Origin of the sequence: Streptomyces sp. BK239, from assembly GCF_004217285.1 — a bacterium.
Taxonomy (GTDB): domain Bacteria; phylum Actinomycetota; class Actinomycetes; order Streptomycetales; family Streptomycetaceae; genus Streptomyces.
Map to the genome: position 1 here is coordinate 356,353 of NZ_SHKS01000006.1, position 14,865 is coordinate 371,217.

The 14,865-nt window shown below is 72.5% G+C and carries 14 protein-coding genes and 1 tRNA gene; 8 read left to right on the forward strand and 7 right to left on the reverse strand.

Going from position 1 to position 14,865, the window contains the following annotated elements:
- Window positions 1–5: 5 nt before the first annotated feature.
- From moaC to EV567_RS20895, 5 genes are all read left to right on the forward strand, one after another.
- A complete protein-coding gene (gene moaC / locus EV567_RS20875; RefSeq protein ID WP_130442298.1) occupies window positions 6–521 on the forward strand; it encodes a cyclic pyranopterin monophosphate synthase MoaC in 516 nt (171 codons plus the stop codon).
- Window positions 518–1,060: a molybdenum cofactor biosynthesis protein B gene (locus EV567_RS20880; protein WP_130442300.1), complete on the forward strand. Its 543-nt coding sequence runs from the start codon at window positions 518–520 to the stop codon at window positions 1,058–1,060. The genes moaC and EV567_RS20880 overlap by 4 nt, the downstream gene beginning before the upstream one ends.
- Window positions 1,057–1,743: a GNAT family N-acetyltransferase gene (locus EV567_RS20885; protein WP_130442302.1), complete on the forward strand. Its 687-nt coding sequence runs from the start codon at window positions 1,057–1,059 to the stop codon at window positions 1,741–1,743. The genes EV567_RS20880 and EV567_RS20885 overlap by 4 nt, the downstream gene beginning before the upstream one ends.
- 171 nt (window positions 1,744–1,914) lie before the next feature.
- Window positions 1,915–3,162, forward strand: coding sequence for a gephyrin-like molybdotransferase receptor GlpR (glpR, locus tag EV567_RS20890; RefSeq protein ID WP_130442304.1), 1,248 nt, complete (start codon window positions 1,915–1,917; stop codon window positions 3,160–3,162).
- Between the two features lie 84 nt (window positions 3,163–3,246).
- Window positions 3,247–3,320 (forward strand) — tRNA-Ala (locus tag EV567_RS20895).
- Window positions 3,321–4,264: 944 nt separating this feature from the next.
- On the opposite strand, the gene EV567_RS20900 is transcribed toward EV567_RS20895, so the two are convergent.
- From EV567_RS20900 to EV567_RS20920, 5 genes are all read right to left on the reverse strand, one after another.
- Window positions 4,265–4,747: a hypothetical protein gene (locus EV567_RS20900; protein WP_130442306.1), complete on the reverse strand. Its 483-nt coding sequence runs from the start codon at window positions 4,745–4,747 to the stop codon at window positions 4,265–4,267.
- 301 nt (window positions 4,748–5,048) lie between these two features.
- On the reverse strand, window positions 5,049–7,436 hold the full coding sequence (locus tag EV567_RS20905) for an FtsX-like permease family protein (RefSeq protein WP_130442308.1): 2,388 nt from the start codon (window positions 7,434–7,436) through the stop codon (window positions 5,049–5,051).
- Window positions 7,430–8,233: an ABC transporter ATP-binding protein gene (locus EV567_RS20910; RefSeq protein WP_130442310.1), complete on the reverse strand. Its 804-nt coding sequence runs from the start codon at window positions 8,231–8,233 to the stop codon at window positions 7,430–7,432. The genes EV567_RS20905 and EV567_RS20910 overlap by 7 nt, the downstream gene beginning before the upstream one ends.
- Before the next feature lie 143 nt (window positions 8,234–8,376).
- A complete protein-coding gene (locus tag EV567_RS20915; protein ID WP_130442312.1) occupies window positions 8,377–10,005 on the reverse strand; it encodes an IS200/IS605 family accessory protein TnpB-related protein in 1,629 nt (542 codons plus the stop codon).
- The gene (locus EV567_RS20920; RefSeq protein WP_130442314.1) at window positions 9,998–10,573 is read right to left on the reverse strand and encodes an IS607 family transposase; all 576 of its coding nucleotides are present in this window, start codon (window positions 10,571–10,573) and stop codon (window positions 9,998–10,000) included. Before EV567_RS20920 ends, EV567_RS20915 begins: the two co-directional genes overlap by 8 nt.
- Window positions 10,574–10,706: 133 nt before the next feature.
- On the opposite strand from EV567_RS20920, the gene EV567_RS20925 reads away from it, so the two are divergent.
- Together EV567_RS20925 and EV567_RS20930 are read left to right on the forward strand one after the other, a co-directional pair.
- Window positions 10,707–12,050: a sensor domain-containing protein gene (locus EV567_RS20925; RefSeq protein ID WP_130442316.1), complete on the forward strand. Its 1,344-nt coding sequence runs from the start codon at window positions 10,707–10,709 to the stop codon at window positions 12,048–12,050.
- Window positions 12,020–12,682, forward strand: a complete 663-nt coding sequence (locus tag EV567_RS20930; protein WP_165430438.1) for a response regulator transcription factor — start codon at window positions 12,020–12,022, stop codon at window positions 12,680–12,682. The genes EV567_RS20925 and EV567_RS20930 overlap by 31 nt, the downstream gene beginning before the upstream one ends.
- Window positions 12,683–12,689: 7 nt before the next feature.
- Here the strand turns inward: EV567_RS20930 and EV567_RS20935 are convergent, their stop codons facing one another.
- Window positions 12,690–13,181, reverse strand: a complete 492-nt coding sequence (locus EV567_RS20935) for a GNAT family N-acetyltransferase (RefSeq protein ID WP_130442318.1) — start codon at window positions 13,179–13,181, stop codon at window positions 12,690–12,692.
- A gap of 78 nt (window positions 13,182–13,259) precedes the next feature.
- Here EV567_RS20935 and EV567_RS20940 point away from each other — a divergent pair, with 78 nt between their 5' ends.
- Window positions 13,260–14,063 carry an exodeoxyribonuclease III gene (locus EV567_RS20940; protein ID WP_165430439.1) on the forward strand — a complete coding sequence of 268 codons (804 nt, stop codon included), beginning with the start codon at window positions 13,260–13,262 and terminating at the stop codon, window positions 14,061–14,063.
- Window positions 14,064–14,076: 13 nt separating this feature from the next.
- Here the strand turns inward: EV567_RS20940 and EV567_RS20945 are convergent, their stop codons facing one another.
- Window positions 14,077–14,742: a MerR family transcriptional regulator gene (locus EV567_RS20945; RefSeq protein ID WP_130442322.1), complete on the reverse strand. Its 666-nt coding sequence runs from the start codon at window positions 14,740–14,742 to the stop codon at window positions 14,077–14,079.
- Between the last annotated feature and the right edge of the window lie 123 nt (window positions 14,743–14,865).

Here is a 14,865-nt window from a genome sequence, read left to right on the forward strand (position 1 = left end):
ACAGCATGAGCAGGCAGGACCGCCAGGACGCGCGGGGCGGGCACGACGGGCAGGACCGGCTGACGCACATCGACGACGCGGGCGCCGCCCGCATGGTCGACGTGTCGGCCAAGGACGTCACCGCGCGCACCGCGCGCGCGAGCGGACGCGTCCTCGTCTCGCCCCGCGTGGTCGAGCTGCTGCGGGGCGAGGGCGTCCCCAAGGGCGACGCGCTGGCCACCGCGCGGATCGCGGGCATCATGGGCGCCAAGCGCACGCCCGATCTGATCCCGCTGTGCCACCCCTTGGCGCTCTCCGGTGTGAAACTGGACCTGTCGGTCGCGGACGACGCCGTGGAGATCACCGCCACGGTGAGGACGACGGACCGCACGGGCGTCGAGATGGAGGCCCTCACCGCGGTCTCGGTCGCCGCGCTCACCGTGATCGACATGGTGAAGGCGGTCGACAAGACAGCGGTCATCACGGACGTGCGCGTGGAGGAGAAGACGGGCGGCAAGTCGGGCGACTGGAGCCGGGCATGACACTTGATGCGTCGATCGGCGGCGCGCTGCTCTCCCCCTACAGCGCGCTGGTCGTGACGGCGTCCAACCGGGCCGCGGCCGGTGTCTACGAGGACCGGGGCGGACCGCTGGTCGCCGAGGGCCTGAGGCGCTTCGGCTTCGCCGTCGACGGCCCCCAGGTCGTCCCGGACGGCGACCCCGTCGAGGCCGCCCTGCGCGCCGGAGTGGACGCCGGGTACGACGTGATCGTCACCACCGGCGGCACCGGGCTCTCGCCCACCGACCGCACGCCGGAGGCGACCCGCGCGGTGATCGACCACGAGGTGCCGGGGATCGCGGAGGCGATCCGGGCCTTCGGCCGGGAGAAGGTGCCGACCTCGGCGCTCTCCCGGGGGCTGGCGGGCATCGCCCGCGGGACGCTGGTCGTCAACCTGCCCGGTTCCACCGGCGGGGTGAAGGACGGGCTGGCGGTCCTGGAGCCCCTGCTGACCCACGCCGTCGACCAGTTGCGCGGCGGTGACCACCCCAGACCCGGCGACAGCAGTGGGGGTGCGCGCTGAACAGCCTGTCCTGGCCCGTCGAACTGGCGGAGGGCGATGTCGTCCTGCGGCCGATAAAGCTGCGTGACCAGCGGGCCTGGCGCGAGGTCAACCGGCGCAACCGGGACTGGCTGCGCCCCTGGGAGGCGACCATCCCGCCGCCCGCGCCGAGCGGGCCGATCGCCCACCGGCCGACCTACCGTCAGATGGTCCGCCATCTGCGGGCGGAGGCGAACGCCGGGCGGATGCTGCCGTTCGTCATCGAGTACCAGGGCCGTCTCGTCGGGCAGTTGACGGTGGCCGGGATCACCTGGGGGTCCATGTGCTCGGGCCACGTCGGCTACTGGGTGGACCAGTCCGTGGCGGGGCGCGGGGTGATGCCCACGGCGGTGGCGCTCGTCGTGGACCACTGCTTCCGCACGGTCGGGCTGCACCGCGTCGAGGTCTGCATCCGGCCCGAGAACCGGCCCAGCCTCCGGGTGGTGGAGAAACTCGGATTCCGGGCGGAGGGGCTGCGGCCCCGCTATCTCCACATCGACGGGGCCTGGCGCGACCACCTCGTCTTCGCGCTCACGGCGGAGGAGGTCCCGGAGGGGCTGATGAGCCGCTGGCGACGCGCCCGGCCGCGGAACCTTCCCGACGAGCCGGCCGATCCTCGTGACCCGCAGAACGCTCCGGGGAATCGGACCAGCCCCGGTAATTGAATAAGTGTTCGAAATTGATCGGGCGATGACCGTCTTGAGGCTTTCAATTCACTGCCGGGCGGCGCGGTGATCGCATCCGTCACAAAAAAAGTTCGAAATATCAGCCAGATCGTGCGACACACCGGCCCAATTGGCGGATGGCCTCACGCAAACCCCTCTACCGTGTGAGACGTGAGCAGCAGCGGCCTCATCTACGCAGTCATCGTCGGGGCCTGGGCCGCCTACTTGGTGCCGATGTGGCTCCGTAGGCAGGACGAGCTGAACGAGGCCCGTCCGACGGAACGCTTCAGCACCGCCATCCGGCTGCTGTCCGGACGGGCGGGGATGGAGCGCCGGTACGCCAAGGACCTGCGGGCGCGCTCCTCCGAGGAGGGCGAGCCCGACGCCGACGTCCCGGACGCGGTCACCGAATCGGTGGACGTCCGGGCCTTCGCCATGCCCCCGACCCGTCCGCAGACCAAGGTGACGGTGCAGGAGCGCGAGCAGCCGCGCCCGGAGGGGGCGCGCGATCCCTCGCGGGACGCGACGCGTGAGCCGGTCCGCGATCAGGCGGCCCCGCACGCCCACGTCTCCGCGCCTCCCGCGTCCGCCGCCTCCACGCAGGCGGCGGCCGCCCGGGCCAAGCGCTCGAAGGCGCTCGCCCGCCGCCGGCGCACCACCGTCCTGCTCTTCCTCGCCTTCACGCTGGGCGCGATCGTCGCGGCCGTCGGCGGACTGGCGTTCCTGTGGGCGCCCGGTGTGCCCGCGGTCCTGCTCAGCGGCTACATCGCCTACCTGCGCACCCAGGAGCGCCGGCGCTTCGCCTACCAGATGGACCGCAGACGCGCCGAGGCCGCCGCGCAGCGGCTGCGGGAGCGTCAGCCCCGCCGGCGCGGCTCCACGGCAGGGGCGGCGCACCCGCCGTCCCTGGACGCCGACGCCGAAACCGGCGCCGAGGAACCGCACGCCGCCGCCGAGCCGGAGACCGACCCGGGCCTGCTGGCGCTCGCCGCGGACCGCAGGGCGCTCGTCGAGCAGACCGACCACGCCGAATGGGTCGACCAGCAGCGCGAGCGGCAGCGCCGGCCCGGGCACGGTGAGAGCTGGGACCCGGTGCCGGTCCCGCTGCCGACGTACGTGACCGCCCCCGTCGCCCCGCGCGCCACCTCCGACGTGGACCTCGGCGCGCCGGACGCCTGGAGCTCGGCCCGCTCCAGCTCCTCGGCCCCGCCGGAGCAGGAGACGGCCGACGCCGCCGCGGACACGCCGTCCGCGTCGGACACGGCGAACACCGGGAGTGAGGAGCCGGCCGGCGCGGAGGACGGCGAACGCAGCGACGCACGGCGCGCCGCGTCCGCCCGCCGCTCCCGCGAGCGGGGCCGCACCCCGCTGTTCGACCAGTACGAGGACGGGGAGCGCCCCCGCGCCGCCAACGAGTGAGCGGCCCTCCGCCCGCCCCGGCAGGCGCCGGGGAACGGATTTCCAAGCAGCCCGATGGGGGTGCTAGAGTTTCACTCGTTGCAAGGGCCTGTGGCGCAGTCCGGTAGCGCACCTCGTTCGCATCGAGGGGGCCAGGGGTTCAAATCCCCTCAGGTCCACTGCAGCTCAAAGCCCCGGTCGGGATTCCCGACCGGGGCTTTGGCCATTCCGTACAGCAGCGAAGTACAGCGACTACTCCGGGTCTTGCTTCCCAAGGCGCTTGCCCAGCTTGCGCAGTGCCCGGCGGGTGGCTTCCGACGGGACGTGCCGAAGGATCTGCCGGCGTCCGTCAGATCCGTCTGCACGACACCCGGCACACGTGCCTGCCGTCGACCCACACACCGCGTCTGCTCGGCTCTGCCTGGGTCGACGGCAGACGGGATGGGAGCTGGAGGAGAGTGGTGGGCTGAACCGCGTGGCTTGACCCGCTGTACCGTGTCCGCCCCAGGAAGGGGAAGTGATCGTACCCAGTCGATCACAGAATGCGAGGACACCGTGCAGGGGTTGAAGAAGCTCTACAGAACGTTCAGGGCCACGCACCATGCGGCCGAGGACGAGACATTCGCCAAGACAGCGCCTTGTACATGCTCGCCAAGTTGGCCTGCCCTGGAGACGACAGCCAATGGCTACATGGTCCGGGCGCTGCCATCGTCGCACTACAGCATCATGACGAACCCGGAAGTCGGGACATTCGTCGCGCGGTGCACTGGATGCCACGCCCGCTACCCTGAGCCGTGGGTCATCGACACCACCGACCAGATGCCGTATGCCTGGGCACGAGAGTCCGACTGAGGCACCCAGGTGCAGCTACCGCCCGAGTGGAGACCGTGGGCGGGAGAACGGCTCCTGTGCCCCCTGAGTGCCCGTTCGAGCGGCATCGCACGGGGAACAGCGGGGAGTTGCGGCGAGCGTCCGAGGAGCACGCAGGTCAACGTCCTGCCGGGTCAGGGCGGGTGCGCATACGCGATCTTCCAAACTGGTGCGCCAGGGTCCGAGCGCGGCGGCGCTTGACCAGGCCATTGCGACTCCGGCCCGAAGCCGCTCCGCCGGCCGCGCGAACGCCTCAAAGGTGGGAGATGAGGCGATGGCACGGAAGGTCCGGCTGGACAACCCTGGTGTCGTAGACCATGAAGGACGAGATGTCGTTGTCCAGACTGATCGGGTAAGAGATCCCGCTGACCACCATATTGTGCAGGTCACTGATCTGGGTATTCGCCGGGATGTACACGCATCTTCCCTGATATCCCGGCTCGGTGTAGACCCAAAGGTCGACCGGGGACTGCCCGCCGCCGGTGGTGCTCAGCGAAGAGATCCGGTTGTCCCAGTTGCCACTGCAGAACCAGCAGCTCAATCCCTCCCTGGACAGGTCTGGGATCTGCGCGTACCCCTGGCTCCACACATCCTTGTCGAGCTTCCGACTCTGATACCCCGTGCCGTCCCAGAACTGGGCGCGGGGCGTTCCCGTGGCAGACGCCGCGCCGGATTCGCATATCAAGGCGGCACAGCTCAACGCGAACGCGGTAAGAACGGACAGTAAGCGACGCACGGAGAGTCCTCCTCGAGTAATGCCAGGGCAGGAACCTGAGCAAGGCCCAACAACTCCCCTGGTCGAGACGAAGCATGACCGCTGAGCCGTAGCTGCACGAGGGCGTGAAGGTGCAAACGTGCGGCGCAGATGCAGAGACGGTCACACGCCCGCACATCACACGCAGAGTTGCTGGATGCGGTACGGCTCGGCGGTACAGCAACCGTGGTACACACCGGTACGCCGCTAGCATCCCGGTAACCGGCCTCACGCGGCCGGTCGCAACTGCCCGTCCTCACGCGGGCGATTGCTCCGCCCGTCCTCACGCCGCCGGTCGGCGTCGCAAGGTCCATGCCGTCGGGATCAGTGTCGCCGTCAGTGCGAGCAGGGCGCAGGCGGCTGTCGTCCAGGCCAGGGCCGGCCACGGGACGACCACGGTCACCGGTGCCGTCAGCAGGTGCAGGGCCGCCGCCATACCGGCGAGGTTGACCGCCGTCACCGCCAGGCCCAGCACCGCGCCCAGACCGACCACCGTCAGCGCCTCCGCGGCGGCCAGCCGCAGCACCTGGCCGCCCGTCGCCCCGGCCAGCCGCAGCGCGGCCGTCGCCCGGCCCCGCTCCCCGGCGGCCATGGCCAGGGTGTTGGCGAGGAACAGCCCGGTGTACAGGAGCGCGATGCCGAGGACGAGGAACGTCCCGAGCCTCGTCCTCGAGTCGGTACGGGGTTCCGCGTCGGCCACCCACCGCGCCCCACTCGACACCCGGACCCCGCCGACCGCCCGCAGCCCGGCCGCGACCGCGCCCGGGTCGGCGCCCGGCCGCACCCGCACGTCGACCCGGTCCACACCCGCCCCGCCCGCGTTGGCCGCCGTCACGTACACGCCGTTGTCACCGGTGCCGGTGGCCAGCACGGCGGCGATCCGCAGCGACCTCGGCGTGCCGTCCCCGAGCCACACCCGCACCGTCTCTCCCACCCGGTGCTCGGCCCATTCCTCGTTGACGACGATCGAGGCGTCGTCCAGGTCCGCGAGCCTCCCGGCCGTCACCGGCAGCCGTGCCGTCGTGGCGAGCAGCCCCGGATCGACGGCCCGCGCCTCGGACGCGATCAGCGCCACCCCGTCCTCCAGCGTGTACACGGAAGTCCCGGCGGTGGGGGAGGCCACCGCACCGGGCACCCGAACAAGTGCCGCCGTGTCCAGCGGGGTTCCGGTGTCCGAGGTCACCACGAAGTCGGCCGTCGTGCGCTCCCGCACCTCCGCGGCCCGCGCCCCGTTCAGCGTGGCCGTCGCGCCCAGCAGCGAGCCGGCGAGGGCCACCGTGACCAGGACCGGCGCGGCGACGGCGGCGGTGCGCCGGACCCCGGCGACCGCGTGCGCCCGCACCAGCATGCCCGTCGTCCCCGGCAGCCGGGGCGTCAGCGGCCGTACGACGGCGGGCGCCAGCAGGGCCACCGCCGTGATCAGCAGCATCGGACGGCTGATGTACGTCTTGCGGTGCAGCAGTTCACCCGGATCGCTCAGCAGCGTGTACGCCGCGGCCGCCCCGGCAGCCAGGAGCAGCGCCGTACCGCACAGCAGCCGCCCCCGGGTCAGTGCCCGCCCGTCCGCCGACGCCTCGCGCAGCGCCTGGGCGGGAGCGGTCCGCCCGGCCCGCCACGACGCGGCGACCGCGCCCGCGACGGCGACCACCAGGCCCGTCCAGAAGGCCAGATGGTACGGCCAGACAGCCCCGCCGATCGTGTACCAGCGCGGTGCTAGGCCGCCGTCGACGACCGCCTCGCCCAGCCACGGCGCCCCGTACGCCCCCAGCGCGCACCCCGTCGCCGAGGCGAGCACGCCCACCGCCAGCGCCTCCGCCAGCACCGCCCGCCGCACCTGCGCCGGGGTGGCGCCGGCGGTGCGCAGCAGGCCGAACTCCCGGCGCCGCCGCTCCACCGCGAAGGCGAACGTGGAGGCCACGACGAACACCGACACGAAGGCCGTCACCCCGCCCGCCGTGCCGAACAGCGCGTTCAGCGCGGTGAGCGCCTCGGCGTCGCGGCCGGGATCGGCGTCGGCCAGCCGCCGCTCGTCCCCGGTGAGCACCCGGGCGCCGCTGCCCGCGACCACCGCCCGCACCGCCGCCACATCCGCCTCGACCACCAACTGTGCGGACAAGGGCGAGAGTTGCGCCGCCCGTGCGTCCGTATAGAACACGGCGTCCTCGAAGCCGAGCCCGCGCACGGTCCCCACCACCCGTTCACCACCGCTCAACCGCGCACCCACAGCGGCCCATTCGCCCGAGACCACCACCTCGCCGTCCGTGCGCGGAGCACGGCCCTCGCTCAACTCGTAGGAGGCGAACCGCGCGACGGGCCAGGGGTGCCCGACCAGGTCAGCCGGCCCGCCCGCCGCCCGCATCGGGAAGGAGCGGTCCTCGGTGACCGGCCCCAGCGCCCGCACCGCGGCCACGACGGCGTCCGGCACCGCTCGCGGACTCGCCAACCCGGCGCTCCGCGCCCCGATCGGCGTGTCCACCCGCAGGGTGTCCTGCCCCCGCACCACCGCCGGAGCCGCCGCGAACCGCTCCGGCGACCGCACCGGCGCCTTCGCCGACGCGGCCAGCGCCTGCCCCATCACGGCCAGCAGCCCGACCCCCACCGCCAAGGCGACGAAACTGCCCACGAAGGACGCCCAGCGGGCACGCAACGTGCACCATGCGACACTCAGCACGAGGCGCCCTCCAACGACTCGCCGTCCAACGAGTCGCCGTCCGAGCGGACTTGTGCGCCCCGCCCGCCGCCGCCCTCCAGCCCCGCCATCCGAGCCGCGATCGACTCCGCGTCCGCACCCGCCAGTTCGCCGTGCACCCGCCCGTCGACCAGGAAGACCACCCGGTCCGCGTACGAGGCGGCCACCGGGTCGTGGGTCACCATCACCACGGTCTGGCCCTCGCCGTCGACCATGCCGCGCAACAGCGTCAGCACCTCGCGGCCCGTCGTCGAGTCCAGCGCCCCCGTCGGCTCGTCCCCGAACAGCACCTCGGGCCGGGTGATCAGCGCCCGCGCCAGCGCCACCCGCTGCTGCTGGCCGCCGGACAGCTCACCGGGCCGGTGCCCGCCGCGCTCGCCCAGCCCGACCTGCCGCAGCGCCTCACGCACCCGCGCCCTCGACGGACGGCGGCCCGCCAGCCGCAGCGGCAACGCCACGTTCTGCTCGGCGGTCAGCGCCGGCAGCAGGTTGAACGCCTGGAACACGAACCCGATCCGCTCGCGCCGCAACAGCGTCAGCCGCCGCTCACTCAGCCCCGTCAGCTCCGTCCCGCCGATCCGCACCGACCCCGAGTCGGGCCGGTCCAGACCGGCCGCGCACTGCAGCAACGTCGACTTGCCCGACCCGGACGGCCCCATCACGGCCGTGAAGGAACCCCGGGGCAGAGCCAGGCTGACACCGTCGAGGGCGGTCACCCCGGCGGTCGTGGACCCGTACCTCCGCCGTAAGGCGGTCAGTTGGACGGCGTGCTCGGTCATCTCGGCCCGTACTCCCTCGGTCGGCATGTCGACGGCGCCACGAAGCCTCGTGGGACCGCCTGTCGGGTCCAGACAACCGTGCGGCGGTACTCCCGGTCGCTGGGGCAGGCGCGAGAGTCGGGGTAGGGCCAGGCATACCGTTCCTAATCAGTGAGCAGGAGTGAGTCTTGGACCCATTCCTGGTCACTGCGGACATCCCGAACGGTTTTGGATGTCCTGGTCGCCCGCGTACTCGCCGCGTCCGGCGGCACGGATCGTGTCCGTGGTCCGGGGATGCGGGGGCGGGGTTCCTCACGCCCAGGGGCACGCCGGTCGGCCTGGACGGTCCGATGCCCGTGCACATCGCTCTGGTGTGCGCGGGGCGGTGTCGTCCGTCGCCGGATCGGGTGTCCTTGGGCGCGTCGTCCGATCGCGATGCTCGCCGCATCGTGCCGGGTGGTCTTACGGGTGGGCCCGGTCGTCGGTTTTTGCCAGTGCTGGGCCCCCCACTTGCTGGTGTAGGCCGGGTCCACGGTGATGATGGCGATACCTGTGGCGTGGGCCATGGAGGTCAGCCGGGCGCGGAGTCTGCTGGTCGGCATGCCGGAGATGAGCTGCCGGAATCGGCGCTTGCGCCCGTGCTTCTCTCTGGTTTTCTCGTCCTGGAAGTCGAGGTCTTCGACCGCGATGGCCTTGACGCCGCAGGTCTTGGCCCAGTTCAGCAGCCGCGTGAGGGCGTGCCGTACCTGGGCGTCACGGTGCTGGGCGTTGCCGGACAGGTCGTAGAAGAACCGGCGCGGCCGGGCGATCGGGTTGCCGTGGGTGTCCAGGCGCCATGCGGCCAGGTGATCGGCGTTCATGTCGACGCCGATCACGCCATCGGCGAGGGCGGCTTCGAGCGGGAGGGTCCTGGCGGGTGGGATCTGCCAGGCGGCGTCCGCGTACCAGCGCATGCGTCCCGTGTCGTAGTGGATGCGGTAAGCCACGGCCCGGTTGGCTTCCACGCGGTCGGCCCACTCCTGCCCCCGGTGCCAGAACCGCACCTTCGCAGCGAGTACGTACCGGCCGTGCCTGGCGTTCGCCAGGTCGGCAAGCGGGGCCGGGAGCTTGATCGATATTTCGCCCTCGGGCGTGATGCGGATCGTCTCGTTGCCGAATCTTTTCCCCGACTCGCCGTCCGCCTGGAGGAACCAGCGCTCGGCTTCCCACCGCTCACGCCACCCGGCCCCGGTGAGCTGCGCGGTGTCGAGGTTGTGACGGGTGCGCAGCAGACGTTTGCCGCCACGCACGACATGCACCCGTCCCGCTTCCCGGTCGGCCCGAACCTTCTCGAGTCGGTCCTCCAGCACATGCAGCCGTCGAGTTTTGTGAAACCACTCGTGCGCGCAGCAGTAGCCGCCCGGAGCCCGCTTGGCGCCCTTGTGGCCGACCGGCAGCGACAGCCGGTGCCGGATCGTGGTGATACCGGCTTCGAGGGACTGGATGTGCGCGGCCTGGCCGCGCCGGGCGAGCGCCCACTGGTCATGCGTGGCCCTTGTGATCGACCCGGCCCACCTGGACGACGACTCGGCTGTCAGGTCCCGCTTACGGGCCGCCCATGACTCGGTGGAGTGCTCCAGGCCGTCCGCGCAACGCGCTTTGAGGTCCTTCGAGGCGAGCGAGCCCAAGTGCGCACCCACCAAGCGCAGAACCTTCTCATCCCCAGGCGTGAGGTCCTTCAGCCGGGCACGGATCGCAACACCGGACGGGCCGAGAACGACGAACGGCGCGGCGATCGAGCGGAGGTCAGCCATGTTCGGCGGCTTCCAGTGCCTTGCGGGCGCGGTTCTTCGCCGACCTGCGCCCGTACAGGCGGGCGCAGAACGAGGTCAGCACCTCCACCATGTCCCGCACCAGGTCGTCTTCGACTTCGCCGTCATCCAAGACCAGCAGGCGACGGCCCGTCGCGGACAAGGCGGCCTCGACAAGCTCGACGTTCATCCGGCCGAGCCGGTCTTTGTGCTCCACCACCACACAGGTCACGTTCGGGTCGGCCAGCAGACGCCGGGCCTTGGAGCGGCAGCCGTTCATCCCGGAAGCGATCTCCGCCTCGACACGAACGACTCGGTGACCGGCCTGCGCTGCCCACGCCGACAAGCGAGCGACCTGGCGTTCCAGATCGGTCTTCTGATCGTGCGAGGACACTCGGGCATACAGGCCCAGACCGCCGATGGTCTCGGGTGTGGTGTTCGCGTCGATGTTCACCAGGATCGTGCGTGGCCCGACCCGCTGAGCCGGTACCGGCAACGCCCCCTCACGGAACCAGCGATACGCGGTCTGCGGATGCACACCCTGCGTCTTCGCCCACTCCGTCAGATTCACGCTCTGACAACGACACTCACTCACACATGGTTACGCCCACTTAACCGACTTCGAGGACCAGCAGGTGGAGAACCCCCGGACCCCCCGCCGGCCCCATGGCCCGACGACCCCACCCCCTCCTACGGTGATCCGCATGACCCCCCGTGCCCCCCACGCCCCCCGAACCGCGCCCGCCGCGCCCGCGTCCGTGTGGCAGGCCCTCGCCCGCCCGCGCTACCTGCTGTCACCGTGGCCCTGGCGCGCCGCCGCCTATCTGCTGACGGGGACGCTGACCGGGGCGCTGCTCCTCCTGGGCCTGGTGGCCTGGGCGGCCGCCGGCGGAGTCCTCACGATCGGCCTCGTCGGACTGCCCCTCCTCGCCGCCCTGCCCCTCGCCGGGCTGCCCGTGGCCGCCCTGGAGCGGCGAAGACTGCGGCTGATCGACCCCGGCGACCACCCGGACGAGGACGATCCGCACGCCGAACCGCCCGCCCCCGGCCTGCGCAGCTGGTTCACCACCAGGCTGCGCGAGACCGCCACCTGGCGCGAACTCGGCCACGCGCTCCTCACCGCGGGCCTGCTCTGGCCGGCCGAGGCGCTGCTGCTCACGACGGCCCTGGCCGCGCCCCTCGCGGTGATCGCCACCCCGCTGCTGATGGCGACGGCCGGCGAGGGCCGGGAGGCGAAGGTGCTGAAGGCGTGGACGGTCACCGACTGGCCGACCGCCTGGGCCGCCGCCGCGCTCGGCGTCCTGCTGCTGGCCGCCGGCGCATATGCACTCGGCGCCGCCGCCGGCGCCCGGGCCGCCCTGACCAGGCTGCTCATCACCCCGGACGACGACGACCAGCGCGCCAGGGTCGTCGAACTGACCCGCTCCCGGGCCCGGTTGGTGGACGCCTTCGAGACGGAACGCCGCCGCGTCGAACGCGACCTGCACGACGGCGCCCAACAACGCCTCGTCGCCCTCACCATGAGCCTCGGCCTGGCCCGCCTCGACGCCCCGCCCGGCGGCCCCCTCGCCGAACAGCTCGCCCGCGCCCACGAGGAGGCGGGCGCCGCCCTCGCCGAACTGCGCGAACTCATCCACGGCATCCACCCCAAGGTCCTCGCCGACTACGGGCTGGAGGCCGCCGTCGCCGACGCCGCCGACCGCTCGCCCGTCCCGGTCGACGTGGACCTCACGCTGCCGCACCGGCTGCCGCGGCCCGTCGAGAGCGCCGCGTACTTCGTGGTCCGCGAGGCGCTGGCCAACGTCGCCCGGCACAGCGGGGCGGGCCGTGCCCGGGTGGGCGGCGGGCACCGAGACGGCCGGCTCTCGCTGGAGGTGGAGGACGACGGCCGCGGCGGCGCGGACGCGGCCCACGGCACCGGACTCACCGGTCTCGCCGACCGGGTCTCGGTCCTCGATGGAAGACTTACGCTGACCAGCCCGCCCGGCGGGCCCACCCTGCTGCGTGTGGAGATCCCTTGCGAGCCGACGGAACCGGCCTGCGCGTAGTCCTCGCCGAGGACAGCGTCCTGCTGCGCGACGGACTGACGACGCTGCTCACCCGCTTCGGCCACGAGGTCGTCGCCGCCGTCGGCGACGCCCCGGCCCTGCTCGCGGCGGTCGCCGCCCACACCCCCGACATCGTCGTCACCGACGTGCGGATGCCGCCCGCCTTCCAGGACGAGGGCCTGCACGCCGCCGTCCGCCTGCGCGCCGAGCGCCCCGCGCTGCCGGTGCTCGTCCTCAGCCAGTACGTCCAGCGCGCCTACGCCGCCGAACTCCTCGACTCCGGAGACGGCACCGGCGTCGGCTACCTCCTCAAGGACCGCGTCGGCCAGGTCGAGGAGTTCGTGGACGCCCTGCGGGAGGTCGCCGCCGGCGGCACCGTCGTCGACCCCGAGGTCGTCCGCCAACTGCTGCGCCGCCGCCGGGACCCGCTGGCCCGCCTCACCCCGCGCGAGCGGGAGGTGCTGGCGCTGGTGGCGGAGGGCAAGTCCAACGGGGCGATCGCGCGCACCCTGGTCGTCTCCGAGGCCGCCGTCGGCAAGCACATCGGCGGCATCCTCACCAAGCTGGACCTGCCCCCGGCGGACGACACCCACCGCCGGGTGCTGGCGGTCCTCGCCTACCTCAGAAGCTGAGGGACCGTCAGGAAGCGTCGTGGCCCAGCGGCTTGGCGTAGCAGCGGCTGGCCTCGTGGCACCGGTAGTAGCCGAACTTGGCGCACGGCTCGTACCCGCTGGACGTGTACAGACCGATCGCCTCGGGCTGCTGCGTACCGGTCTCCAGCACCATGCGGCGCCGGCCGGCCGCACGGGCGTCGTCCTCCAGCGCGCTCAGGACGCGGCGCGCCAGACCCAGCCCGCGCATCTCCCGGATCACGAACATCCGCTTGAGCTCGGCGTCGCCGTCCTCGTTGCCCTCGCCGTTGTGGTCCTGGCTGCGCCAGCCGCCCGTGGCCACGGGACGCCCCAGCGCGTCGTAGACGATGAGGTAGACCCCGCGCGGCGGCTGGAAGTCGGCCGGCTCCAACAAGGTGGCGTCGCCGCCGTCGCCGTAGCGCTCGTGGTACTCGGCCTGGACCTCGTCGTTCAGCTTGACGGCGTCGGGATGGTCGAAGGGGACGCGGCGTATGTCCATGGTAGTCAAGGTACGTCTGTGCATTCTCTGCGAGAGGTGGAATCCGGACTGCGTCCAGTGTGCCGGTATCGTGCCCGGGTGCTGACCGTGACCTCCGTGAACGTTAATGGGCTGCGGGCCGCCGCGAAGAAGGGCTTCGTGGAGTGGCTCGCCGACACCTCCGCCGACGTGCTGTGCCTCCAGGAGGTGCGCGCCGAGGCGAAGCAGCTGCCCGACGAGGTCCGCGCCCCCGAGGGCTGGCACGTCACCCACGCCCCCGCCGCCGCCAAGGGCCGCGCCGGCGTCTCCCTCTACACCCGGCGTGAGCCCGACGCCGTCCGCGTCGGCTTCGGCTCGGCCGAGTTCGACACCGCAGGCCGCTACGTCGAGGCCGACCTGCCCGGCGTCACGGTCGCCTCCCTCTACCTCCCGTCCGGCGAGGTCGGCACGGACCGCCAGGACGAGAAGGTCCGCTTCATGGACGAGTTCCTCGCCCACCTCAAGGACCTGCGCCAACGCGCCGCCGCCGACGGCCGCGAGGTCCTGGTCTGCGGCGACTGGAACATCGCCCACCAGCAGGCCGACCTGAAGAACTGGCGCGCCAACCAGAAGAACTCCGGCTTCCTGCCGGAGGAACGGGAGTGGCTGACGCAGGTCCTCACCCCGGAGGCGGGCGGCTACGTCGACGTCGTACGGGCACTGCACCCGGACGTCACCGGCCCGTACTCGTGGTGGTCGTACCGGGGGCGGGCTTTCGACAACGACTCAGGATGGAGGATCGATCTCCATGTGGCCACGCCGCGTCTCGCCGACAAGGCGCTCAAGGGCTTCGTCGAGCGCGCGGCCACCCATGAAGAGCGCTGGTCGGACCACGCGCCGGTGACGGTGGTCTACGACCTCTGACGGTCGACGGCCTTCACGCCTCGCCCGCGGCGGACCGCTCGAGCTTCTGCAGCCGGCGGTCGAAGGCGAGGGACAGCTCCGCCTCCACCACGCTTCGGGCCATGGGGCGCAGTCTGGGCAGGTCGTCCTCGGTGGCGTGGTTCAGGACGAGGTCGGTGAAGAGGTCGGCCAGGGCGTCGGCGTGTTCGCGGACGCGGGCGCCCGCGGCGAGGACGGCGGCGAGCGGGATGCCCTCGCGGACCAGGACGGTGGAGACGTCCAGCAGCCGCCGGCTGATGTGGACGATCTCGTCGCCGTCGGTGCCGAGGTAGCCGAGGTCGAGGGCGGCGGCGAGGTTCTCCGGGGTGGCCTGGCCCTCGAAGCGGGCGGCGAGTTCCTCCGGGGTGAGGCGGACCGGTTCCTCCTCGGTGGGGCCGCTGACGCCGAGCAGGTCGGCCACGTCGCGGCCGTGGTCGAGGGCGTCGGCGAGTTCGGCGATGCCGTTGAGGGTGTGGCCGCGGTCCAGCAGCGCCGCGATGGTGCGCAGCCGGGCCAGGTGGCGGTCGTCGTACCAGGCGATGCGGCCCTCGCGGCGGGGTGGCGCGAGCAGTTTGCGCTCGCGGTAGAAGCGCAGGGTGCGCACGGTGATGCCGGCCTCCCTGGCCAGCTCCTGCGTCCGGTACTCCCTCTTGTCCGCCACGCCGGAAGCCTATGCCGTAGCGCCGGCGCCCGCGGCGGCGGCCGCTGATGTGAAACGTCCCCCGCGCGGCCCCTACCCATCGGTACGCCGCTGCTCTACGCTCCCACTGCGCCAGTGTTCACT

Excerpts from the sequence above, each read along its gene's own strand:
- EV567_RS20935 (WP_130442318.1), bottom strand. The coding sequence starts at position 13,181 with ATGGACATACGCCGCGTCCCCTTCGACCATCCCGACGCCGTCAAGCTG.
- EV567_RS20910 (WP_130442310.1), bottom strand. The coding sequence starts at position 8,233 with ATGACCGAGCACGCCGTCCAACTGACCGCCTTACGGCGGAGGTACGGG.
- EV567_RS20915 (WP_130442312.1), bottom strand. The coding sequence starts at position 10,005 with ATGGCTGACCTCCGCTCGATCGCCGCGCCGTTCGTCGTTCTCGGCCCG.
- EV567_RS20880 (WP_130442300.1), top strand. The coding sequence starts at position 518 with ATGACACTTGATGCGTCGATCGGCGGCGCGCTGCTCTCCCCCTACAGC.
- moaC (WP_130442298.1), top strand. The coding sequence starts at position 6 with ATGAGCAGGCAGGACCGCCAGGACGCGCGGGGCGGGCACGACGGGCAG.
- EV567_RS20925 (WP_130442316.1), top strand. The coding sequence starts at position 10,707 with ATGACCCCCCGTGCCCCCCACGCCCCCCGAACCGCGCCCGCCGCGCCC.